Origin of the sequence: Romboutsia sp. BSD2780061687b_171204_C1 (assembly GCF_015560225.1) — a bacterium.
Taxonomy (GTDB): Bacteria; Bacillota; Clostridia; order Peptostreptococcales; family Peptostreptococcaceae; genus Romboutsia_C; species Romboutsia_C hominis.
Genome location: NZ_JADMRK010000013.1, coordinates 11,613 through 35,279 on the forward strand (window position 1 = coordinate 11,613; position 23,667 = coordinate 35,279).

General features: G+C 29.6%; 24 protein-coding genes and 1 rRNA gene. 12 read left to right on the top strand and 13 right to left on the bottom strand.

What is annotated here, in order from left to right:
* Positions 1-106 precede the first annotated feature (106 nt).
* From I2H23_RS13755 to rpmH, 13 genes are all read right to left on the bottom strand, one after another.
* Entirely contained in the window at positions 107-1,399 is a 1,293-nt protein-coding gene (locus I2H23_RS13755) for a helix-turn-helix domain-containing protein (RefSeq protein WP_195238422.1), read from the bottom strand.
* 248 nt (positions 1,400-1,647) lie between these two features.
* A complete protein-coding gene (locus I2H23_RS13760; protein WP_195238423.1) occupies positions 1,648-2,790 on the bottom strand; it encodes an aminotransferase class V-fold PLP-dependent enzyme in 1,143 nt (380 codons plus the stop codon).
* A gap of 20 nt (positions 2,791-2,810) precedes the next feature.
* Positions 2,811-3,686, bottom strand: a complete 876-nt coding sequence (locus I2H23_RS13765) for a ParB/RepB/Spo0J family partition protein (protein ID WP_195238424.1) — start codon at positions 3,684-3,686, stop codon at positions 2,811-2,813.
* 1 nt (position 3,687) lies between these two features.
* Positions 3,688-4,461, bottom strand: coding sequence for a ParA family protein (locus I2H23_RS13770; protein WP_195238425.1), 774 nt, complete (start codon positions 4,459-4,461; stop codon positions 3,688-3,690).
* Between the two features lie 105 nt (positions 4,462-4,566).
* Positions 4,567-5,352 (bottom strand): nucleoid occlusion protein, encoded by a 786-nt coding sequence (noc, locus tag I2H23_RS13775; protein ID WP_195581836.1) that lies wholly within the window; start codon positions 5,350-5,352, stop codon positions 4,567-4,569.
* Positions 5,353-5,509: 157 nt separating this feature from the next.
* On the bottom strand, positions 5,510-6,229 hold the full coding sequence (rsmG, locus tag I2H23_RS13780) for a 16S rRNA (guanine(527)-N(7))-methyltransferase RsmG (RefSeq protein ID WP_092921689.1): 720 nt from the start codon (positions 6,227-6,229) through the stop codon (positions 5,510-5,512).
* Complete coding sequence (gene mnmG / locus I2H23_RS13785) at positions 6,222-8,117, bottom strand: tRNA uridine-5-carboxymethylaminomethyl(34) synthesis enzyme MnmG (RefSeq protein WP_207741731.1); 1,896 nt, start codon at positions 8,115-8,117, stop codon at positions 6,222-6,224. Before mnmG ends, rsmG begins: the two co-directional genes overlap by 8 nt.
* 82 nt (positions 8,118-8,199) lie before the next feature.
* Positions 8,200-9,579, bottom strand: a complete 1,380-nt coding sequence (mnmE, locus tag I2H23_RS13790) for a tRNA uridine-5-carboxymethylaminomethyl(34) synthesis GTPase MnmE (protein ID WP_092921693.1) — start codon at positions 9,577-9,579, stop codon at positions 8,200-8,202.
* Between the two features lie 127 nt (positions 9,580-9,706).
* Complete coding sequence (gene jag / locus I2H23_RS13795; protein WP_092921694.1) at positions 9,707-10,333, bottom strand: RNA-binding cell elongation regulator Jag/EloR; 627 nt, start codon at positions 10,331-10,333, stop codon at positions 9,707-9,709.
* The gene (locus I2H23_RS13800; protein ID WP_092921696.1) at positions 10,305-11,006 is read right to left on the bottom strand and encodes a YidC/Oxa1 family membrane protein insertase; all 702 of its coding nucleotides are present in this window, start codon (positions 11,004-11,006) and stop codon (positions 10,305-10,307) included. Before I2H23_RS13800 ends, jag begins: the two co-directional genes overlap by 29 nt.
* Positions 11,007-11,035: 29 nt before the next feature.
* Positions 11,036-11,287, bottom strand: a complete 252-nt coding sequence (gene yidD, locus I2H23_RS13805) for a membrane protein insertion efficiency factor YidD (protein WP_092921698.1) — start codon at positions 11,285-11,287, stop codon at positions 11,036-11,038.
* Positions 11,288-11,318: 31 nt separating this feature from the next.
* Entirely contained in the window at positions 11,319-11,669 is a 351-nt protein-coding gene (gene rnpA, locus I2H23_RS13810) for a ribonuclease P protein component (RefSeq protein WP_092921700.1), read from the bottom strand.
* A 79-nt stretch (positions 11,670-11,748) separates the two neighbouring features.
* Positions 11,749-11,883, bottom strand: a complete 135-nt coding sequence (rpmH, locus tag I2H23_RS13815; RefSeq protein WP_092921702.1) for a 50S ribosomal protein L34 — start codon at positions 11,881-11,883, stop codon at positions 11,749-11,751.
* A gap of 675 nt (positions 11,884-12,558) precedes the next feature.
* Here rpmH and dnaA point away from each other — a divergent pair.
* From dnaA to I2H23_RS13875, 12 genes are all read left to right on the top strand, one after another.
* Positions 12,559-13,878 carry a chromosomal replication initiator protein DnaA gene (dnaA, locus tag I2H23_RS13820; protein ID WP_092921704.1) on the top strand — a complete coding sequence of 440 codons (1,320 nt, stop codon included), beginning with the start codon at positions 12,559-12,561 and terminating at the stop codon, positions 13,876-13,878.
* A 240-nt stretch (positions 13,879-14,118) separates the two neighbouring features.
* Positions 14,119-15,225, top strand: a complete 1,107-nt coding sequence (gene dnaN, locus I2H23_RS13825; RefSeq protein WP_092921706.1) for a DNA polymerase III subunit beta — start codon at positions 14,119-14,121, stop codon at positions 15,223-15,225.
* A gap of 113 nt (positions 15,226-15,338) precedes the next feature.
* Complete coding sequence (gene yaaA, locus I2H23_RS13830) at positions 15,339-15,545, top strand: S4 domain-containing protein YaaA (protein ID WP_092921708.1); 207 nt, start codon at positions 15,339-15,341, stop codon at positions 15,543-15,545.
* Between the two features lie 15 nt (positions 15,546-15,560).
* Positions 15,561-16,676, top strand: a complete 1,116-nt coding sequence (gene recF / locus I2H23_RS13835; RefSeq protein ID WP_092921710.1) for a DNA replication/repair protein RecF — start codon at positions 15,561-15,563, stop codon at positions 16,674-16,676.
* Entirely contained in the window at positions 16,677-18,578 is a 1,902-nt protein-coding gene (gene gyrB / locus I2H23_RS13840; protein WP_092921712.1) for a DNA topoisomerase (ATP-hydrolyzing) subunit B, read from the top strand.
* A gap of 18 nt (positions 18,579-18,596) precedes the next feature.
* Positions 18,597-21,023, top strand: coding sequence for a DNA gyrase subunit A (gene gyrA / locus I2H23_RS13845; protein WP_092921714.1), 2,427 nt, complete (start codon positions 18,597-18,599; stop codon positions 21,021-21,023).
* Positions 21,024-21,078: 55 nt separating this feature from the next.
* Complete coding sequence (locus I2H23_RS13850) at positions 21,079-21,363, top strand: YtxH domain-containing protein (RefSeq protein ID WP_092921716.1); 285 nt, start codon at positions 21,079-21,081, stop codon at positions 21,361-21,363.
* Positions 21,363-21,620: a hypothetical protein gene (locus I2H23_RS13855; protein ID WP_092921718.1), complete on the top strand. Its 258-nt coding sequence runs from the start codon at positions 21,363-21,365 to the stop codon at positions 21,618-21,620. The genes I2H23_RS13850 and I2H23_RS13855 overlap by 1 nt, the downstream gene beginning before the upstream one ends.
* 22 nt (positions 21,621-21,642) lie before the next feature.
* The gene (locus tag I2H23_RS13860; RefSeq protein ID WP_166506172.1) at positions 21,643-21,960 is read left to right on the top strand and encodes an STAS domain-containing protein; all 318 of its coding nucleotides are present in this window, start codon (positions 21,643-21,645) and stop codon (positions 21,958-21,960) included.
* A gap of 3 nt (positions 21,961-21,963) precedes the next feature.
* Positions 21,964-22,371: an ATP-binding protein gene (locus tag I2H23_RS13865; protein WP_330383662.1), complete on the top strand. Its 408-nt coding sequence runs from the start codon at positions 21,964-21,966 to the stop codon at positions 22,369-22,371.
* Positions 22,371-23,147 (top strand): SigB/SigF/SigG family RNA polymerase sigma factor, encoded by a 777-nt coding sequence (locus tag I2H23_RS13870; protein ID WP_166506173.1) that lies wholly within the window; start codon positions 22,371-22,373, stop codon positions 23,145-23,147. The genes I2H23_RS13865 and I2H23_RS13870 overlap by 1 nt, the downstream gene beginning before the upstream one ends.
* Before the next feature lie 192 nt (positions 23,148-23,339).
* Positions 23,340-23,667: ribosomal RNA gene (locus I2H23_RS13875) — 16S ribosomal RNA — on the top strand; the annotation flags it as partial.

The window sequence follows — 23,667 nt, forward strand, 5'->3', positions numbered from 1 at the left end:
GTAAATTTTCAAATTGATTCTCTTGTAATCCAACTTCAAGATAAATATATTATAAACCTTTTAAAAATAAAACAGATATAGCGTATGCTATATCTGTTTTATTTTTCTATATTATTTCTAAATTTTTATATAAAGCTACCCCTTTGTGGTAGTACTCTAATTCTTTTTCCTTTGATATATTTGAATATAATTCTCCTAATTCAATATATAATTCAGCTAAAGTTTTAGTATCTCCTAATTCAGATACTATATTTGCACACTTATATAGATATTCTATCGCTGATGTATTTTCATTTTGTGCTTTGTGTATCTTAGAATACAACTTTAAAGCTTTATATTCATTACACTTATTTTTTGATTTTATAGCTAATGCTAGTGCTACTTTACAATACTTTTTAGCTTCTTCAAAATCTTTATTTTCAATATATGCATCTACTATTTTAGATAAACTCTTTATAGTTATCTTGTCTTCACTATTTTTATTTATATCATAGGCTTTTTGAGAATACTCTAAAACCTTATCTATATTTCCTAGGTTTTTATATATATCAGATATTCTCAGATAAACATTTGCTATTCCTGATTTATTTTCTTCTTCCTCCAATAACTCTAATGCCCTTTTAAAACATTCCTTAGAATCATCATACTTTCCAACTTTTAAGAAATTATTGGCCTTTAATAACAACATATCTATTTCATCTTTTATATTGTTTTGCATCTCTATATCACTAATCTTATTTATATAGTATAAAGACTTTTCAGAGTCATTTAACTTCATGTAAGAGTATGCCAGATTACTATACAAATCTTTATGAATATCCATATCCTCGATTTGCCCTTCTGTTAGTAAGTCCTCTGCAAATCCTAGATGTGTTATAGCACCTTTGAAAAATGCTTCTTGTATATATACTTTTCCTATATTCAAATAACATCTAAATATATTTTCTTTATCATTATCTTTTATGAAATAATACAAAGCTTTTTCTAAATTTCCAACTACAAGATTATAGTCTTCTTTTTTTATATTTATCGTTCCTAATAAAAAATTGCATTTTGCATAATTATCTATTAAATTATAATTTTTACATATATTTAAAATTTCATTTATTAATTCTTCCGCTTTTTCAAGTTCTCCTCTTTTTATATGAATTTCACTTTGAAGAATTAAGTTATCTGTTATCCTTCTAGATTGCATTTCTTTAGTTTCTAGTAAATAGTCTACACTTACTTCTAACTTTTGTGATAAGTAATCTAATAACTCATGACTTGTATGAGATTTATCTCTCTCTATATGGCTTATTTGAGCTGCTGTTATTCTATCTCCAGCTAACTCTTTTAATGTCATATTTTTTTCTTTTCTCAGTTTCTTAATTTTCTCTCCTAAGCTTAGAATGTCCATACTAAAATTCCCCCTTGAAACCATTTTCTTATAAGATGATTATAACTTAAATTTATATTAAAAACACTATGTATTTTGTAATATTTTACCTATTTATGTAGGTTTAATCAAATTTATTTTTAGTTTTTTGTTAATATAAATCAAATTTAACTTTTATTTCAATTTATATATTTTAAAATTTACCTATATACTTCCATAAAAAAAGATGTCTTAAAATAATTATTTTAAGACATCCTCATTTTTATCTTTTAGTTATTTTTAGAAATTTCTTTTAAAGCCTCTACAGCTTTATCTATTTCTTCTTTAGTATTGAAGTACCCTAAGCTAAATCTAACTGCACCTTGCTCTAGGGTTCCTAAAGTTTTATGAGCTAATGGAGCGCAGTGTATACCAGATCTAGTGGCTATATCATATTCACTATCTAGTATAAAAGTTATTTCTCCAGAATCCATATCTCCAATATTTATCGCTATAACTGCTGCTCTTTTTTTACTATCTTTAGTTCCATATATCTTTATATTAGGAATTTCTTCTAATTTATCTAACATATACTGACATAATTCTTCTTCATGTAGTCTTATATCATCTATACCTTTTTCTAATATAAACTTTACTCCTTCATTTAATCCTGCTATGCCAGGAGTATTGTGTGTTCCAGATTCATATCTATCAGGAACTATTTCGGGTTGGAATAAATCTTCTGATTTACTTCCTGTTCCACCTTCTTTTAAAATATCTACACTAAGACCTTCTCTTATATATAAGATACCTGTTCCTTGAGGTCCAAGCAAGCATTTATGGCCTGGAGCTGCTATCATATCTACATTCATATCTTTTACATCAATAGAATACACTCCCGCTGTTTGTGATGCATCTACTAAGTATAATATATTATTTTCTTTAGCTATCTCCCCTACGGCTTTTATATCTACTAAAGTTCCTACTACATTTGATGCATGAGTAGTTACTATTAATTTTGTATTTGGTTTTATTGCATTTTTTATATCATTTACGTCTAAGAAACCTTCTTTATCACAGTTAACTATTGTATTTGAAATTCCTCTTGCTTCTAGGGATTTTATTGGTCTTATTACAGAATTATGCTCCATACTTGTTGTTATTATATGGTCGCCTTCTTTTACAACACCTTTTATAGCTAAATTTAATGAATCAGTAGCATTATTTGTAAATATTATATTCATAGGGTTATCTATATTAAATAACTTTGCTATATTTTCTCTTGCGTCATAAATCTCTCTTGCTGCCCTCATAGCCATTTTATGTCCAGCTCTTCCTGGATTAGCACAGTAGTTTTTCATACAATCCATTATAGAATCATAAACTTGCTCTGGTTTAGGGTATGTAGTTGCAGCATTGTCTAAGTAAATCATATAAGTTTCCTCACTTTACATTAATTATCTTCAAGCATCATTGATAAAATATTATTTAATTCTTCATCATTATAATATTCTATCTCTATTTTTCCCTTTTTCTTCCCTTTTGATATATTTACTTTTGTTCCAAATATATTCATAAGTTTTTCTTCTACATCAACTATAAATATATCCTTCTCTTTTATTTTCTTTGGTACTTCTTTTGTATTATTTTCTGCAATAGTTTTAACTAAATTTTCAGTTGCTCTAACTGAAAGCTCTTCTTCTATAACTCTCTTTGCTAGTTCTTCTTGTAATTCTTTATCTGATATTCTAAGTAATGCCTTACCATGACCAGCTGTCATTTGACCACTTTCTATCATCTTCATTACTGCTTCACCAAGATTTAATAACCTTAAAGTATTTGTTATATGTGGTCTACTCTTTCCTACTGCTTCTGATATTTCTTCTTGAGTAACTTTATAGTGATCTATTAATCCTTTATAGGCTAAAGCTTCTTCAATAGAGTTTAAATCTTCTCTTTGTAAGTTCTCTATCAAAGCTATCTCCATTATATCTTTCATTGGTATATCTTTAATAACAACAGGAACTTCTTTTAATTTTGCCATCTTAGATGCTCTGTATCTTCTTTCTCCTGCTATTATCATATATTTGCCATTTTTATCTGGCTTTACTACTATTGGTTGTAATACTCCATAGTTTTTTATAGATTCTGATAATACTTGTATTTTCTCTTCATCAAACACTTTTCTTGGCTGAGTTTCATTAGGATATATATTCTTTAATTCTATACTTATTATATCTTTGCTATCTATTCCTTCTTTAATTTCTGGAATTAAGGCACTAAGACCTCTTCCTAATCTATTTGTTCTTTTAGACGATTTTTTTTCCATATTATATTATATCCTCCTCTAAATCTATGAACTCTTCTGCTAAGTCCATGTATGCCTCTGCTCCCCTGCATCTTGCATCATAATATATAACTGGCTTTCCATGACTAGGTGCTTCTGCCAATCTAACATTTCTAGGAATTAATGTAGTATATACACTTCCCTTGAAATACCTTTTTACCTCTTCAACTACCTGTATTGATAAATTAGCTCTTCCATCAAACATACTAAGGACTACTCCTTGTATTTCTATATGTGGATTAAGTCTAGACTTAACTAGCTTTATAGTTTCCATAAGCTGACTTACACCTTCTAGTGCATAATATTCACACTGTATTGGTATTAATACACTATCTACTGCTGTAAGACAGTTTATAGTTAACATTCCTAATGAAGGAGGACAATCTATAAATATATAATCATAATCTTTTCTTACACATTCTATAGCATTTTTTAATACATATTCTCTTTTATCCATATTAGTAAGCTCTATTTCTGCTCCTGATAACTCAGTTGCTGAAGCAATAGTGTCTACATTGTCAAACTCTGTAGGTAAAATTGCCTCTCTTATATCTACACTATCTAACATTACTTCATATATAGTGTTTTCTACCTCTTGTTTCTCTATTCCATATCCACTAGTTGTATTTCCTTGTGGATCTAAATCTAGTACTAGTACTTTTTTACCCATCTTTCCTATACTTGCACTTAAATTTACATTAGTTGTAGTTTTTCCTACTCCACCCTTTTGGTTAAAAACTGCTATAACTTTTCCCACAAGATTTCCCCCCTTGTTTCTTCTAAAATTCACTTTTCTAAAATTTATAGTATAAAATTTTTAATTCCAATTTTGATAAAAAAAGGCTACTGCCAAGCAGTAACCTTACTTTTTAGGAATTTTTACAACAACCTCCATATAATCGCCCTTATCTACTTCGTTATATTTAGCCTCAATTCCTGTTCCTATTATAGCATCGAAGGCTTGCTTCATAGTATTTAAGTATATTCTTATAGCCATTGAACTCTTTACATTTTGCTTTTTCTCTGGCTCTTCAGTTTCTTGTAAATCTTCTAATATATCCTTTATCAACTTTTCTGTTTTCTTTACAGTTAGCTCATTCTTTATTATTTTATCTAAGACATCCTTCATTAACTCTTCATTTGGTAACTTAAGCAATGCTCTTGCATGTCTTTCTGTTAGGTTATTTTCTACTAATTTTATTTTTATATCACTTGGCAATCTTAGTATTCTAAGTTTGTTAGCTATAGTAGATTGATTCTTTCCTAACTTTTCTGCTAGTTGCTGCTGTGTAAAATCATGTTCTTTTATTAAATTTTCATACCCCATAGCCTCTTCTATAAAATTTAAATCTTCTCTTTGTAAATTTTCTAGCAGTGCTAATACAGCAGAATATTCGTCAGACATGTTATTTATAATAGCCGGTATTACTGTTAAATTTGCCAATTTAGCCGCTCTAAATCTTCTTTCTCCAGCAATTAATTCATACTTTTCATCTTTAACTCTAACTGTTATTGGTTGAAGTATTCCATAAACTCTTATAGAGTTGCTTAACTCCTCTAATGCTGACTGTGAAAATACTTTTCTTGGTTGATATGGATTTGGAACTATATTTTCTATAGGTATCTCCACAATTCTTTTTTCTTCCATAACATCCCTCTCTTATTAGATATAAATATATTTGAATTTCATTATTTACTTACAAATTAATACTGCATTAGATACATATGAGTATACTATTTCTGCATGTAATTATATAATCCTTCTATTTTGTTTTATTTTTAATATATTTTTAATATACCTATCTCTATTTTATAGGACTTTTTGCAGGTTTACCCGCTTTTCTAGGGTATTTTTCTGGAGTATTTCTTACTTTTTTGAAAACTAATATATTATGGTCTAAATCAGTTTCTGGAAGCTCTACATCTATTTTTTCAATAAATTCTAATCCTAAAACATCCATAGCAGCTTTTGACTCTTCTAGCTCTAAGTTTGCATTAGGTCCTTTTAAACACACAAAATATCCTCCAACTTTAACAAATGGTACACAAAATTCCATAAGTATAGGTAATCCAGCCACAGCTCTTGCTGTTGCTATATCATATTGTTCTCTATATTGTTCTGACTTACCGAAATCTTCTGCTCTACCGTGTATAAACTCCATATTAGTTAAACCTAAGGTATTACTAACTTCTTTTAAGAAGTTTATTCTTTTGTTTAATGAATCTAAAAGAGTTACATTAGCATTTTCTAGGCATATCTTTAATGGTAATCCTGGAAAACCTGCACCTGTACCAACATCTATTATAGACATTCCATCTTTTATGTATCCATTAACTACAGCTGAAACAGAGTCCAAGAAGTGCTTTATATACACTTCTTTTTCCTCTTCTATTCCAGTAAGGTTCATCTTTTGATTCCAGTCGACTAGTATCTCTCTATAAACCTTGAAATCATTTAGCATTTTATCGCTTGGTTCTATTCCAAAATCCTTTAGACCTTGTCTTAGCATTTCCGTATTATTCATCTTTTCCCCCTCTAGTTCTTCTCATTTGCTCTAAGTATATAAGAAGTACTGATATATCAGCTGGTGAAACCCCTGATATACGAGATGCTTGACCTATTGAAACTGGCTTTATATCATTAAGTTTTTGTCTTGCTTCTATTCTTAAACCATCTATAGTTGAATAGTCTATAGTTTCTGGTAACTTTTTATTTTCAAGCTTTTTAAATTGCTCTATTTGCTTTAATTGCTTGTCTATATATCCTTCATATTTTGTCATTATTACACATTGTTCTTTCACTTCATAATGAACATCTTCTCCAGCACCTTTTCCTATAGCTTCAATTAAGTCATAGTTAACCTCTGGACGCTTTAAAAATTCATATAAAGATAATCCTACTTTTATTTCAGATGCTCCCATTTCTGCTAAAAGGTGATTTACTTCTTTAGGAGTAACTCTTTCTGTTTTTAATCTCTCTAATTCTTTTTCTATCTCAGCTTTCTTATCTAAGAATCTATTGTATCTGCTTTCTGTAACTAACCCTAAGTCATATCCTTTTTGAGTAAGTCTCATGTCTGCATTATCTTGTCTTAAGTATAATCTATACTCTGATCTAGATGTCATCATTCTATAAGGTTCGTTTGTTCCTTTAGTAACTAAATCATCTATTAAAACACCTATATAAGCTTCTGATCTATCAAGTACAAATGGCTCTCTTCCTTGTATTTTACATGCTGCATTTATACCAGCTATAAGACCTTGTGCTGCTGCCTCTTCATATCCTGAAGTACCGTTAAATTGTCCCGCACTAAATAAGTTTTCAACACCCTTTATTTCAAGTGTTATTTTTAATTGAGTAGGATCTATACAATCATATTCTATTGCATAAGCAGGTCTCATTATCTTAGCATTTTCAAGTCCTTGAATACTTTTATACATTTGTAATTGTACTTCATAAGGTAAACTAGTTGATATCCCTTGGATATACATCTCTTTTGTTTCTCTACCTTCTGGCTCTATAAATATTTGATGAGATTCCTTATCACTAAATCTAACAACTTTATCTTCTATAGATGGGCAGTATCTTGCTCCTGTACTTTTCGCCTGTCCACTATACATTGCTGTTCTACTTAAGTTACTTGTTATTATTTCATGAGTTTTTGTGTTTGTTCTTGTTAAATAACAAGGCTCTTGATCTATATTTATTTCATCACTTAAGAAAGAGAATGGAGTTATTCTTTTGTCACCCTCTTGGATTTCCATCTTAGTGAAATCTATACTATCTCTATGAATTCTAGCAGGAGTTCCTGTTTTGAATCTTCTCATATTTAATCCTAAATCCACTAGATTATCTGTTAAATGCTTTGAATAACCTAATGCATTAGGTCCTTCATTAATAGTTAATTCTCCTATGAATATCTTAGAATTTAAGTAAACTCCTGTTGCTAATATTACAGCTTTAGCTTCATATTGACATCCAAGTTTAGTAACTACTCCAGTAACAGTTTGACCTTCATGTAATATATCTACTACTTCATCCATTACTATATCTATATTAGATTCATTTTCTAAAGTAGCTTTCATTTCTGTATGATATCTAAATTTATCCGCTTGTCCTCTTAGAGAGTGAACAGCTGGTCCTTTTGCAGTATTTAACATTCTACTTTGTATAAGTGTTTTATCTGCATTTACACCCATTTCACCACCTAAAGCATCTATTTCTTTTACTAATTGACCTTTACCTGTTCCTCCAACTGATGGGTTACATGGCATTAGTGCAATAGAGTCTAACGACATAGTTACTACTAGTGTTTTATGTCCCATTCTGGCAGTTGCTAAAGCAGCTTCACATCCGGCATGACCTGCTCCAACTACTATTACATCATATTTTCCTGCTTTGAAATCTATCATGTCAGTATCCTTTCTACGTTTATATTTATGTTTCACGAAAAACTTTTTTATAATTGCTTATCTACATTTTATATTATACACTTTATTTTCCGATACAGAAGTTACTAAATATAGTATCTAATAGGTCTTCTTTTACTGTGTCTCCATTTATATAACCTAGATAATCCCATATATTCTTGAAATCAACCTCTATAAAATCATATGGAAGGAATGTATCTATTGCATTTATAGCATCATTTATAGATTCATATGATTTTAATAATGCATCTTTGTGTCTAGAATTAGTTATTACTAAGCTAGATGAATTCTTAACACTGCCTTTATAAACCATAGATTCTATTTTATCATATAATTCTTCAATTCCTTCATGTTTTAATGCTGATGTTCTTATTATATTTTCTTCTTTTACATACTTAGCTAGTACATCTTCTTCTATTTTAGGTTCTAAATCTGTTTTATTTAATATAACTATAGTCTTCTTATTTTCTAGGTTTTCTAGTATTTCTATATCTTCATCAGAAAGATTTCTCGATGAATCTAATACCATTATAACTAAGTCTGCACTATTAAATGATTCTCTTGATTTTTCTACACCTATTTTTTCTACAACATCTTCTGTTTCTCTTATACCTGCTGTATCTACTATTTTTAAAGGTATACCTTTTATATTTACGAATTCTTCTATAACGTCTCTAGTTGTTCCTGGTATATCTGTAACTATAGCTCTATTTTCACCTAATATAGAGTTAAGTAATGAAGATTTCCCAACATTTGGTTTACCAACTATTACTGTCTTAAGTCCGTCTCTAAGTATTTTACCACTTTCAGCCGTATCATATAATTTTTTAATTTCTATTCTTATTTCTTCAGCTTTTTCTTTAAGAGTTTGATATGTTATTTCTTCTATATCTTCCTCTGAAAAATCTATAGCAACTTCTAAGTGTGCTAATACTTCTGTTACTTTTCCTCTTAATTCTTTTATCTTACTTGATAAAGAACCTTCTAGCTGATTTTGAGCTACTTGATGAGCCATATCAGTTTTAGCTTTTATTACATCTATTATTGCTTCTGCTTGAGATAAATCTATTCTTCCATTTAAAAATGCTCTTTTTGTAAATTCTCCAGGTTCAGCTATTCTTACATCTTTAGATAATATAAGCTCTAATATTTTCTTTACTGAAATAAATCCTCCGTGGCAGTTTATTTCTATAACATCCTCTGCAGTATATGAGTTTGGCCCTTTCATATAAGCTAATAAAACTTCATCTATAACATCTTCACCGTCTACTATATTTCCGTATATTAAAGTTCTAGTTTTATATTCACTTATTGTTTTTCCTGACATAGATCTAAATATTTCATCTGCTACTTTCAGTGCTTTTTGACCACTAATTCTTACTATACCTATACCACCTTCACCTGGTGCTGTTGCAATTGCTGCTATAGTATCATCTATAAACAAATTAATCACCTCTTATTATTTAGTTAATTTATCTTTAATTTCGTTATCTTTAATTCTTTCCTTAATCTTAACATTATATAAAATAAATAACGAAAATAAAACCCCCTATTACATAGGAGGTTAAATTTTATCTTTTATACTCTATTACTAATCTTCTATATGGATCTGTTCCCTCGCTATACGTAGTTACATACTTATCGTTTTGAAGAGCTGAGTGAATTATTCTTCTCTCATATGGATTCATATAGTCTAATTTCTTTATTTTTTTAGTTCTAGCTACTTCTCTAGCTGCTTTGTTAGCATATCTTATTAAAGATTCTTCTCTCTTTGATCTATAGTTTTCTATATCTACAAGCACTCTCATATGCGAGTCTTTATTTATTTTATTAAGCGCTAATCCTGTAAGGAATTGAATTGAATCTAATGTTTCCCCTCTTCTTCCTATTAAACATGCAGCTTCTTTTCCTTCTATGTCTACTTTAATTAAATTATTATCTTGAGTAACATTAACTTTAGCCTCTACATTAGAGTTCTTAAGTATATTTTCAACAAACTCTTTAGCTATATCTGACTCAGTTTTAATAACTTTGAATCTGTATAGACCTTCCTTAGCACCTATAAAACCTAAGAAACCTTTTGTAGGTTCTTGTACTGTTTCTATTTGTAAATCTTTTTCAGATACTTTTAGCTCTTCAATTGCTTGGCTTATAGCATCTTCCTTACTCTTACTTCTTATTTCTATGCTTTCCTTCATCTATTACTTCCTCCTTAGAATTAGCTAACTTAGCTTTTAAAGGATTCATTACTAAATAATGTTGTGCAATTGAGAATAAGTTACCTACTGTCCAATATAATGTAAGACCTGCAGGGAACGTGAATCCCCAGAATAACATCATCCCCGACATGAAGTAAGTCATTATCTTCATTGAACCTTGTTGCTGATCCTTTGGCATCATTATCATTTGCATTAAGAATGTAGTTGCCCCTGATAATACAGCTAATATAATATCTGGTTGAGTTAGGTTTTTTATCCAAAGAAACCCTTCTGATGCAGTAGCAAGCGTTGCTTTATCTTGGAAAACACCATAAGTAACAGGATCTCTTAATACTGTAAATAATCCTATTAATATAGGCATTTGTATTAATAGTGGTAAACATCCTGCTAATGGATTTATCTTAGCTTCTTGATATACCTTCATTAACTCTTGTTGTTGCTTTTCTGGCTTATTTTTATACGTTTCTTGTATCTCTTTTATTTTAGGCTGTATATCTTGCATAGCCTTTGTAGACTTAGTTTGCTTTATTGTAAGCGGTAATAATAAAACTTTTACAAAAATTGTAAATACAATTATTGAAAGACCATAATTTCCAATAAAGTCAAAAATTGTCTTTAACACAACACCTAATAAATTACTTATAATACTCAACTGTTATACCTCCTAGAGTATATTCTGTTTTATTTTAAAGGATCGTAACCTCCTGGATGAAAAGGATGGCATTTCGATACTCTTTTTACTGTTAAATATATTCCTTTTAATAGCCCGTATTTTTTAAAAGCTTCTATAGAATATTGTGAACATGTTGGATAAAATCTACATGTAGGTCCTTTTAATGGAGATATAAATTTTTGATAAAATCTCACTAGATAAATACATAATTTCGCTAAGTATATATTTATTTCCTTCAGTATAGTAATTATTTTTTTCAAATTTTAAAATGCCTCCATATTTAGACTTTTGTTATTCACTTAATCTTATGTTTGCTTTTCTTACCAAATATTTTACAGACTTTTCAATATCTTTATATTCAGCCTGATTACTTGCTATCCTTGCTATAAAAACTATATCATACCCACTTTTAACGTTTTCATCTACATTTAATCTATATGATTCTCTTATTCTTCTTCTTATCTTATTTCTAACAATTGCTTTACCTACTTTTTTAGATACTGATATACCTAATTTAGTATCATCTGATTTGTTATCTAGTACATACATTACCAGATACTTAGTTGCAAAAGATTTGCCGTGTTTATACACTTTTCTAAAATCAGAGTCTTTTTTTAAGCCCTTTGTTTTCTTGAAGTCCATATTAAACCCTCCGTAAACACAGCTTGTAAATATAGTTTCTACACAAAAAGGCCACCTTTACAGCGGCCTCTCTCAATGATTAATGAGTTAATCTCTTTCTTCCTTTAGCTCTTCTTCTCTTTAACACGTTTCTTCCGTTAGAAGTTTTCATTCTTTTTCTGAATCCGTGTTCTTTTTTTCTTTGTCTTTTCTTTGGCTGATAAGTTCTTTTCATTACATACACCGCCTTTCAAATTTTATTTCCGTTTATTTTCCGTTTATAAGAATAATAACCTTACCCTCAAAGTAAACATAACACATACAATTATAAATGCTTTTATATTGCTTGTCAACTTGTTTTTAGATACATGAAATAACAAAATTGTTTGTTTTATTTTATATGTTTTGGTGACTATTTATTACCTCAAATTTGTCGTCTGATTTATCCACATTCATTTAAAAGTTGATTTATTATTATGTAGGAAAATTGCGTAAATTGTAGCTGTGTATTAATTTATCAACAGGTAGTTAATATTGTGGATAAATTAAGCAGAATGCCTTGAAGTTTGGCACTTATTCTGATATTATTAATATACTTGTTGATAATGTTTATAAGATTTATTAACTTATTAAGGTTATTCACAAGCTGTGGATATAAATGTGTATAACTTGTATACTTTTAGATAATACTTTAGTTATAAACTACATTTATTATATCTTTAGACTATTTATAACTTTATATACATATTGTTTATATCTTTTTATTTTTTAATACATTTTTACATTATTAATATTTTATCCACATAATTATCCAAATAAATCTAATGAATTTATTTATCATATATATTTTTTTGTTTTTTTGTTAATAACTTGTGGAAAGTGTTAATTAATTTGCGCGGAGGTTTATATTATGGATGTAGTTTCTTTATGGGACAAAACACTACAATTAATAAAAGGTGAGCTATCTCCACCTAGTTTTAATGCTTTTTTTAAGCAAATAGTACCTTTAAAAATACACAATAACGATTTAATTCTTTTAGTCCCTAATGACTTCACTAAAGGTATTTTAGAAGATAGATACTTAAATTTAATAGAAAGTTCTGTAAATCAGCTATCATTAAAAAAATATAATATTAAATTTGTTTTAAGTGAAAAAGACATAGAAGGTCTTGGAGAAGAAGCTAAAAGTTCAGCTTCAAAGGCTAATTATCCTAACCTAAATCCAAAATATACATTTGATACATTCGTAATCGGTAATAGTAATAGATTTGCTCATGCCGCATGTGTTGCTGTTGCTGAATCTCCAGCTAGAGCTTATAATCCTCTTTTCTTATATGGAGGCGTTGGATTAGGTAAAACTCACCTTATGCATGCTATAGGACATCATATAATGAGTCAAAAAAAGGATCCTAAAGTAGTCTATGTATCTTCTGAAAAATTTACAAATGAACTTATAAACTCTATCAAAGATGACAGAAATGAAGAGTTTAGAAATAAATATAGAAATGTCGATGTTCTTTTAATAGATGACATTCAATTTATAGCTGGAAAAGAAAGAACACAAGAAGAATTTTTCCATACCTTTAATTCTTTACATGAGGCTAATAAGCAAATAATTATTTCAAGTGATAGACCACCTAAAGAAATTCCAACATTAGAAGATAGACTTAGATCTAGATTCGAAATGGGACTTATAACAGATATACAAGCTCCTGATTTTGAAACTAGAATAGCAATACTTAGAAAAAAAGCTCAAATGGAAAATATTGATGTTCCAAACGAGGTTATGACATATATTGCTAAAAATATAAAGTCTAATATAAGAGAATTAGAAGGTGCCTTAACTAGAGTGGTTGCTTATTCATCTTTAACTAATAGAACTATATCTTTTGAATTAGCAGAAGAAGCTTTAAAAGATATAATAACTACTTCAAAAAATGAAGAAATAAATGTAAATAGAATAAAAGAGAAGGTAGCATCTGTATTTGATATAAAAATGGAAGATTTTAATTCTAAAAAAAGAACAAGATCAATTGCTTATCCTAGACAAATAGCAATGTATCTATCACGTGAACTTACAGATTTATCACTTCCTAAAATAGGTGAAGAGTTTGGAGGACGTGATCATACAACTGTTATACATGCCCACGATAAGATTATTAAAGATATACAAACTAATGAAGAAATCAAAATAAAAATAGAAAAAATAATCTCTGAATTGAAAGGGTAACTTATAAACAATTATATGTGGATTTTGTGTTAATATAATGTTTATATTTTTTTGTCTAAAATTTATTAACAATTTATACTACTAAAATCAACAAAGATATTAACACTTTATACACATGTTAATATCTTTGCATTTATTAGGCTTAAAGTATTTATTAACATTATCCACATAGCCTATTACTATTACTACTAATTTTTTATTTATTTTTTATATATGAAGACCACAAGGAGGTTATCCACATTGAAAATAATTTGTAATCAAAAAATACTTGCTAATAAAATCGGAATATCTCAAAAAGCTATTAATAGTAAAACTACTTTAGACTTATTAAAGGGAATATTATTATCAGCAAAAGGAGATCAACTAAAATTAACTGGTTATGATTTAGAAATAGGTATAGAAACTTATACACAAGCTGAAGTTATAGAAGAAGGAGAAATAGTAGTAAATGCTAGACTTTTTGGTGATATAATTAGAAAGCTACCAGATTCTTTTGTTGAAATAGAAACAGATAGTGAAAATAATGTATACATAAATTGTGTAAACTCAAGATTTAAGATAAAAGGAGATTCAGCTAAAGAATTTCCAAAGTTACCAGAAGTAAATAAAGAAGACTTATATAATATACCTCAAGATTTACTAAAAAATATGATAAAGCAAACAGTATTTGCTATATCTCAAGACCAAACAAAGCCTATCTTAATGGGTGAACTTTTAGAAATAGTAAATGGTAATATAAGTTTAGTAGCTATAGATGGATATAGATTAGCTGTTAGAAGCTGTAATTTAGAGAATATTTCAAATGATGCTAAAGTTATAATTCCAGGAAAGGCATTAATAGATGTAAATAGCTTATTATCATCAGAAGAAGATATAAAAATGGGATTTGATGATAAAAATGCAATATTTATAATAAATGACACTAAAATAATAACTAGACTTTTAGAAGGTGAATTTATAGATTATAAAAGATTACTTCCAAGAGAACACAATACTAGAGTTAAATTAAAAACAAGAGATCTTTTAAATAGTATTGAGAGAGCATCATTATTATCTCAAGCTGAAAAAAATAATCTAATCAAATTATCTATAAGAGATAATGCAATGGCAATAACTTCTAATACAGATAAAGGAAATGTTTATGAAGAAGTTTCACTAGAATTAGAAGGAGATTATTTAGATATCGCATTCAATTCAAGATACTTCTTAGAAGGATTAAAAAACATTGATAGTGAAGAGATATTTATAGAATTCACAACAAATGTTAATCCTTGTATAATAAAACCTGCTGACGAAATCGAGTACACATACCTATTACTTCCAGTAAGAATATCATCTAGTATATAATTCATTAAAAAAGCCCAACTAATAAAGTTGGGTTTTTATAACTAATTTTATGATATAATATATTTTTGACATGTTAGTGAAAAACTAAATGAAAATAAATAGGAGGACGAGCTATGATAGAGATAAATATAGATTCAGAATATATAAAATTAGATCAACTTTTAAAATTAGCAGACTTAGCATCAACAGGTGGACATGCTAAATTTTTAATATTAGAAGGTCTAGTTAAGGTAAATGGAGAAGTTGAAACAAGAAGAGGAAGAAAACTTAAACCTCAAGATATAGTTGAGGTAGAAGGAAATCAAATAAAAGTAGTGTAATAAGGAGAGCCTTTTATGCAACTAAATAGTTTGCAGTTAGTCAATTTTAGAAATTACGATAGTTTACATCTGGAATTTAATAAAAAAGTAAATCTTCTTGTCGGAAAAAATGGCCAAGGAAAGACTAATATAGTAGAATCTATATATATGCTATCTTTTGGAAAGTCCTTTAGAACCAATAAAGACAAGGAAATAATAAAATTTGAAAAAGAGAATCTTTATGTCGGAGGAGCTTTTTCAAAGGAAAATACTAAAGGCTTAATTGAAATAGCTATCAGTAAGAATAAGAAGGGTATAAAAGTAAATAAAATACCTATTCAAAAAATATACGAACTGCTTGGAAATATAAATGTTGTAATATTTTCTCCAGAAGATCTGAGACTAGTTAAAGAAGGACCTAAAGAAAGAAGATCTTTCATAGATAAAGAGATTAGTCAAATTATACCCAGATATTATAATTATCTTACAAATTATAATAAAATATTATTCCAAAGGAATCAGTTACTTAAGAGTAAGAATATAGATAAATCTTTATTAGATGTATATGATGAAAGTTTAGCTAAGTACGGGAGCTATATTTATATACTTAGAAGAGATTTTATAAAGAAAATAGCAGGTATATCTAAAAGTTTACATGATAAACTAACTGGAGGAATTGAAGATTTAGTTATAACATATAAAAATCAAATTGATATAAATGATGAAGATACTGCCCAGACAGTATATAACAAATTTATTGAAAAACTTTCGTCAAGCCGTGAGCATGATATAGATACAAGGACTACTAGATATGGACTACATAGAGATGATCTTAATATATTTGTTAACGGACTAGATGTAAGGTTATATGGTTCACAAGGACAACAAAGAACTGCGTCAATTTCTTTAAAATTATCAGAAATTGAGTTAATAAATAATGAAGTTGGAGAATATCCAATATTAATTTTAGATGATGTGTTCAGTGAATTAGATGAAACAAGGCAAAAACTATTAGTAAATAACTTAAATGTAGTTCAAATGTTTATAACTACAGCAGAGGTTTCACATAAAAGTATATTCAATATAGATAACACTACTATATTTAATATTGATAATGGAAGTGTTGTAAACATAGAGAATGGAGGGAACTAGATGAAGCAAGAATATGGTGCAAGTCAGATTCAGGTTCTAGAAGGATTAGAGCCTGTTAGAAAAAGACCTGGTATGTATATAGGATCTACTGGTCCAAGAGGGTTACATCACTTAGTTTACGAGATAGTAGACAACAGTATAGATGAAGCACTTCAAGGATATTGTACTGAGATATACGTATCTATAAATCAAGATGGAAGTATCTTAGTAAGAGATAATGGGAGAGGGATACCAGTTGAAGTTCACCCTCAAACAGGTAAGTCTACACTAGAAACAGTTTTAACAGTACTTCATGCAGGAGGAAAGTTCGGTGGAGGAGGATACAAGGTATCTGGTGGTCTTCACGGAGTTGGGGTATCTGTTGTTAATGCGTTATCTGAGTGGTTAGTAGCAGAAATTTCAAGAGATGGAAAGTTATACAGACAAACTTATGAAAAAGGTGTAGCTACATCAGAACTTAATGCAGTAGGAACATCAAGCCATACAGGAACTTGTATAAGCTTCATGCCTGATGCTACTATATTTGACGAAATAGACTTCAAGTATGAAACATTAGAGCATAGATTAAGAGAATTAGCATTCCTTAACAAAGGAATAAAAATAATTTTAGAAGATAAAAGAGAAGGAAAAGAAAAGATAAAAGAATTCCACTACCTTGGTGGTTTAGTAGAATATATAAAATACTTAAATAAATCGAGAACTGGAATACATGAAGATATAGTTTATATAGACAAAAAAGTAGATGACTATATGGTAGAATTAGCAATGCAATATACTGATGGTTACACGGAAAACATATATTCATTTGCTAATAATATAAATACTCATGAGGGTGGATCTCATTTAAGTGGATTTAAAGCGGCCCTTACTAAAACATTAAATGATTACGCAAGAAGAAATAAAGTAATAAAAGATAATGAGCCTAATTTATTAGGTGAAGATATAAGAGAAGGTCTTACAGCTGTAGTATCTGTTAAGCTTCCTGAGCCTCAATTCGAAGGTCAAACAAAGACTAAGCTAGGTAATACAGAGATGAGAGGTATAGTGGATAGTATAACTGTTGAAGAATTAGGAGCTTTCTTAGAAGAAAACCCAACTACAGCAAAAATAATAGTTGATAAGGCCCTTAGAGCTCAAAGAGCGAGAGAAGCTGCAAAAAGAGCAAGAGAGTTAACTAGAAGAAAAAGTGTGTTAGAAAGTACTGCATTACCTGGGAAATTAGCAGACTGTGCTGAAAAAGACCCAGCTAAGAGTGAAGTATTCTTAGTCGAAGGGGATTCTGCCGGTGGATCTGCTAAACAAGGTAGAGATAGACACACTCAAGCTATATTACCACTAAGAGGTAAGATACTTAACGTTGAAAAATCTAGATTAGATAAAATATTATCTTCAGATGAAATAAAAAATATGATAACTGCTTTTGGATGTGGTATAGGAAATGACTTCGATTTAGAAAAAGCTAGATATCATAAAATAGTAATAATGACCGATGCCGATGTCGATGGAGCTCACATTAGAACATTATTACTTACATTCTTCTTTAGATACATGAGACCACTTATAGAAAATGGATATGTATATGCAGCGCAACCACCACTATATAAGGTCAAGAAACAAAAGAAAGAATACTATGTATACTCAGACAAAGAGCTTGCTAGCCTATTAGAGTCGATTGGTAGAACTGGCGTAGAGTTACAAAGATACAAAGGACTTGGAGAAATGAATGCAGAGCAATTATGGGATACAACAATGAACCCAGAAACTAGAACATTACTACAAGTAAATATAGAAGATGCGGCTATGGCAGATGAGGTATTCTCAATGCTTATGGGTGATAAAGTAGCCCCAAGAAAAGAATTTATAGAAACAAATGCTAAATACGTTAAGAATTTAGATATATAAGAAAGGGGATGAGTGTAAATGGAAGAAAACAATAGAATACTTCCTTTAGAAATAGCTGATGAAATGAAAAAATCGTATATGGATTATGCGATGAGTGTTATAGCTGGACGTGCTCTTCCTGATGTAAGAGACGGTCTTAAGCCAGTTCATAGAAGAATACTATACTCTATGAATGAATTGAACTTAACACCAGATAAACCTTATAGAAAGTCTGCACGTATAGTTGGGGACGTTCTAGGGAAATATCACCCACATGGTGATAGTGCAGTTTACTTAGCTATGGTTAGAATGGCACAAGATTTCTCTACAAGAGGACTTTTAGTTGATGGACATGGTAACTTTGGTTCAGTCGATGGAGATTCACCAGCGGCAATGCGTTATACTGAAGCTAGAATGAGTAAACTATCTTTAGAATTATTAAGAGATATAGAAAAAGAGACTGTTGATTTTATCCCTAACTTTGATGAGTCTTTAAAGGAGCCAGCAGTATTACCATCTAGATTCCCAAACTTATTAGTTAATGGATCTAACGGTATAGCAGTTGGTATGGCAACAAGTATACCACCTCATAACTTAGCAGAGGTTATAGATGCAACAGTACATTTAATAGATAATGAGGAGTGCACTGTAGAAGATTTAATGCAGTTTGTACAAGGACCAGATTTTCCTACTTCAGCAATAATAATGGGAAAAGAAAATATAGCTAATGCCTATAGAACAGGTAGAGGAAAAGTAAAAGTTAGAGCAAGAGCTTATATAGAAGAACTACCTAAGAATAAGCAACAAATAGTAGTAACTGAAATACCATATCAAGTTAATAAAGCTAAGTTAGTTGAAAAAATAGCTGATTTAGTTAAAGAGAAGAAGGTTGAAGGAATATCTGACCTAAGAGATGAAAGTAACAGAAATGGTATGAGAATAGTTATAGAGCTTAAGAGAGACGTTAATGCAAATATAGTATTAAACAACTTATATAAGCATTCTCAAATGGAAGAAACTATAAGTATAATAATGCTTGCATTAGTTGATGGTCAACCAAGAGTATTAAATCTTAAGCAAATATTATACTACTATGTAAAACATCAAAAAGATGTAGTTACAAGAAGAACTAAATTTGAATTAAATAAAGCTGAAGCAAGAGCTCACATATTAGAAGGGTTAAGAATAGCTTTAGATAACATAGATGCAGTAATAAAATTAATAAGAAGCTCTAAGACTACTCAAGAAGCTAAAGCAGGTCTTATGGAGAGATTTGGATTATCAGAAATTCAATCACAAGCTATATTAGACATGAGACTTCAAAGACTTACAGGATTAGAAAGAGATAAAATAGAAGCAGAGTATGAAGAGTTAATTAAGAAAATAAATAGATTAAAAGAAATATTAGCTAATGAGAGATTACTTCTTAACGTAATAAAAGACGAAATGCTAATAATTAAAAAGAATTATGCTGACGAAAGAAGAACTGAAATAAGACATGCTGAGGGTGAAATAGACGTTAGAGATCTTATTGAAGAAGAAGAAATAGCTATAACTCTAACTCACTTTGGATACATAAAGAGAGTGCCAGCAGATACTTATAAGAGTCAAAATAGAGGTGGAAGAGGTATATCAGCTCTTACTACAAGAGAAGAAGACTTTGTTAAGCACCTTGTAACAACAACGACTCATAGTAAGTTATTATTCTTCACTAACAAAGGTAGAGTATTTAAATTAAATGCTTATGAAATACCTGAAGGGAAGAGACAGTCTAAAGGTACAGCTATAATAAACTTACTTCAACTAGCTCCAAATGAAAAAATAGCCACACTAATAGCAATAAATGAAAATGATGAGAATCAATATTTATTATTAGCTACTAAAAATGGTATAGTTAAAAAGACTAAGCGTGAAGAGTTCAAAAATATTAATAAATCTGGGCTGATAGCTATAGGATTAAGAGAAGACGATGAGCTTATAGGAGTTAAGTTAACAGATGCTAATAAGGAAGTTTTACTAATAACTAAAGATGGTATGTCTATAAGATTTGATGAAAATGACATAAGACCAATGGGTAGAACTGCTATGGGTGTTAAAGGTATAACTTTAGGCGCTGATGATAAAGTAGTATCTATGAGCTTAACAGATGAAGGAACAGAAGTATTAGTAGTTAGTGAAAATGGATTTGGAAAAAGAACAGATATAGAAGAGTATAGAACTCAGATAAGAGCTGGTAAAGGTATAAAGACATATAATATAGCTGCTAAGACAGGAAAGCTTGTTGGAGCTGAAATGGTTACAGAAGAAGACGAAATAATGATAATAAACTCAGATGGAGTGTTAATAAGATTAAGAGTGAATGAAATATCATTATTTGGAAGAGTAACAAGCGGTGTTAAACTAATGAAGACCAATGATGAAGTTAATGTAGTTTCTATTGCTAAAATAAATATAGAAGAAGAATAGGAATATATCCTATTCTTTTTCCATAGCTATCGACTATAGGAGAGGAGAATGTATTATGAGCAATAAGAAAGGGAAATATTTATTACTAGGAGCATTTCTTGGATTTATAGCCGGTTTATTCTTTGCACCTAAAAAAGGTTCAGAATTAAGAAGAGATGCTAAAGAAAAGCTAGGTGAGGTTAAGGAAAACCCAAAAGAAGCTTTACAAGGAACAATAGATGGTGTAAAAACTAAAATAAATAATCTAATTGATGATAATGTATTAGAAGATAGTATAGATATATGTGAAGATGAAATAGTAATAAGTAGAACTTTTGAAGATGAAGGGGAGAATAATTAATGGATGCAATGGGATGGCAAATAGGTGCTGTTTTATTTGGTGTTTCGGCATTAATTATAGCAATATACATAGGAAGATTATTGAATGAGACAACTAAAGTTGTAGGAAAGGTATACAAAATAGTTGACTATAATGAAAGACATATACACGAGACAATAGAAAATGTTGCCGCTATATCTAAAAATACAGAAGAAATAACTGATTTAGTTGGCAAAGTGGCAGGTATAGCCAAAATATTTAAATTTATAAAGAGATAATTGCATATAAGGAGGTTTATTGATGTCAATAAATATAAATTCAAAGCTAAATGAACAAGAATGTTTCTGGGATATATCACTAGAAGGAGAACTTGATGTTTCTACAGCAGATAAGTTAAAAGAACATTTACATAATTTAGCAGATAAAGAATCTTTAGATATGAAAATTAACCTTACAAACTTAGACTATATAGATTCAACTGGTTTAGGTGTAATGATAGGAGTACTTAAGAAATTAAAAATAAACGGAAAGGAAATATATATATTAAATCCAAAAATCAATGTAAAAAAAATATTTGCAATAACAGGACTAGATAAAATATTTAAAGTGGAGGGATAGACGTTGGCTTTTGAAACAATAAAGATGGAAATAAGCTCAAACCCTGAGTATGTTGGAATTATAAGATTAACCACATCAGGTATAGCTAATAAAATCGGATTTTCGATAGATGATATAGAAGACATAAAAGTTGCTGTATCAGAAGCTTGTACAAATGCTATAAAGCATAGTAATGATAATAAATTTTTTATAACTTTTGATATATTAGAAAATGGATTAGCTATAGAAATTGAAGATAAAGGCAAGGGGTACGATGTAGAATCTTTACATCAACCAGATTTAAATAATCCAAAAGAAAGTGGGTTAGGATTATTTATAATACAATCATTAATGGATGAAGTTAATATAGAATCTAAAGAAAATAAAGGGACTATAATAAAAATGACTAAGTATTTAGGAGTTGGTATTTAATGAAAAACGTAGCTAATGCTACTAATTACCTAGACATAGATAATAAGGAGCTATTCAAGATATATAGCAAGGATAAAGATAACAAAGAAGTTAGAAATATTCTTATTGAAAAACATCTATATTTAGTAAATTTGTTAGCTAAAAAATATGCAAATAAAGGTGTAGAATTTGAAGATATATATCAAGTAGCTTCATTAGCATTAATATACGCTATAGATAGGTATGATATAGAAAAAGGGTATGAGTTTTCAAGTTTTGCAACTCCTACGATAATAGGTGAAATAAAAAAGTACTTTAGAGATAAAGTATGGACACTTAGAGTACCGAGGCGTGTTCAAGAGTTAAGCAAAAAGATAAGTGAAGCCAAAGTTATATTAGAACAAGAATATAAAAAACAACCTAGAGTAGAAGAGATTGCAAAATATATAGGGTGTACAGAAGAAGATGTTTTAGAAGCCATGGAAGCATCTTATGGATATCAACCTATATCATTAGATTCATCAAGTAATGATGATTCAGAAGATAAAGATATAACATTGATAGACAAAATTGGACAAGAAGAAAGTAGTTTTGGAAATATAGAACAGCGAGACTTTATAAATAAATTCATGGAAAATTTAAATGAATTAGAAGTTAAAATATTTAAAGATAGATTTTTCTTAGATAAAACTCAATCTATGATTGCAAAAGAACTAGAAATCTCTCAAATGACTGTTTCTAGGCTAGAAAGAAAGATAGTTGAAAAGCTTAGAAAAGAATATGAAAAAAATTTATAAAAAAGTTTTTGAAAAAGTATTGACCTACTGTTTATTCTATAGTATATTATTACTTGTCCTTAAGAAAAGGGCAAATAAGAAATGAACTTTGAAAATTAAACAGTAGGTTAATTTATATAACTGATTCTTAAAAGAATCGAATACAACCAAGCCAGATATTCAGATAATGATAGTCTGAGCAGGTAACAACTTTTATTTGAGAGTTTGATCCTGGCTCAGGATGAACGCTGGCGGCGTGCCTAACACATGCAAGTCGAGCGATTTACTTCGGTAAAGAGCGGCGGACGGGTGAGTAACGCGTGGGTAACCTGCCCTGTACACACGGATAACATACCGAAAGGTATGCTAATACGAGATAACATGAGAAAGTCGCATGGCTTTCTTATCAAAGCTCTGGCGGTACAGGATGGACCCGCGTCTGATTAGCTAGTTGGTAAGGTAACGGCTTACCAAGGCGACGATCAGTAGCCGACCTGAGAGGGTGATCGGCCACATTGGAACTGAGACACGGTCCAAACTC

Bases quoted from the DNA above. Each gene is read 5' to 3' on its own strand.
- I2H23_RS13755 (WP_195238422.1), bottom strand. From the start codon at position 1,399: ATGGACATTCTAAGCTTAGGAGAGAAAATTAAGAAACTGAGAAAAGAA.
- I2H23_RS13760 (WP_195238423.1), bottom strand. From the start codon at position 2,790: ATGATTTACTTAGACAATGCTGCAACTACATACCCTAAACCAGAGCAA.
- I2H23_RS13765 (WP_195238424.1), bottom strand. From the start codon at position 3,686: ATGGAAAAAAAATCGTCTAAAAGAACAAATAGATTAGGAAGAGGTCTT.
- noc (WP_195581836.1), bottom strand. From the start codon at position 5,352: ATGGAAGAAAAAAGAATTGTGGAGATACCTATAGAAAATATAGTTCCA.
- rsmG (WP_092921689.1), bottom strand. From the start codon at position 6,229: ATGAATAATACGGAAATGCTAAGACAAGGTCTAAAGGATTTTGGAATA.
- mnmG (WP_207741731.1), bottom strand. From the start codon at position 8,117: ATGATAGATTTCAAAGCAGGAAAATATGATGTAATAGTAGTTGGAGCA.
- jag (WP_092921694.1), bottom strand. From the start codon at position 10,333: ATGAAGGAAAGCATAGAAATAAGAAGTAAGAGTAAGGAAGATGCTATA.
- rnpA (WP_092921700.1), bottom strand. From the start codon at position 11,669: ATGGACTTCAAGAAAACAAAGGGCTTAAAAAAAGACTCTGATTTTAGA.
- rpmH (WP_092921702.1), bottom strand. From the start codon at position 11,883: ATGAAAAGAACTTATCAGCCAAAGAAAAGACAAAGAAAAAAAGAACAC.
- dnaA (WP_092921704.1), top strand. From the start codon at position 12,559: ATGGATGTAGTTTCTTTATGGGACAAAACACTACAATTAATAAAAGGT.
- yaaA (WP_092921708.1), top strand. From the start codon at position 15,339: ATGATAGAGATAAATATAGATTCAGAATATATAAAATTAGATCAACTT.
- recF (WP_092921710.1), top strand. From the start codon at position 15,561: ATGCAACTAAATAGTTTGCAGTTAGTCAATTTTAGAAATTACGATAGT.
- gyrB (WP_092921712.1), top strand. From the start codon at position 16,677: ATGAAGCAAGAATATGGTGCAAGTCAGATTCAGGTTCTAGAAGGATTA.
- gyrA (WP_092921714.1), top strand. From the start codon at position 18,597: ATGGAAGAAAACAATAGAATACTTCCTTTAGAAATAGCTGATGAAATG.
- I2H23_RS13850 (WP_092921716.1), top strand. From the start codon at position 21,079: ATGAGCAATAAGAAAGGGAAATATTTATTACTAGGAGCATTTCTTGGA.
- I2H23_RS13855 (WP_092921718.1), top strand. From the start codon at position 21,363: ATGGATGCAATGGGATGGCAAATAGGTGCTGTTTTATTTGGTGTTTCG.
- I2H23_RS13860 (WP_166506172.1), top strand. From the start codon at position 21,643: ATGTCAATAAATATAAATTCAAAGCTAAATGAACAAGAATGTTTCTGG.
- I2H23_RS13870 (WP_166506173.1), top strand. From the start codon at position 22,371: ATGAAAAACGTAGCTAATGCTACTAATTACCTAGACATAGATAATAAG.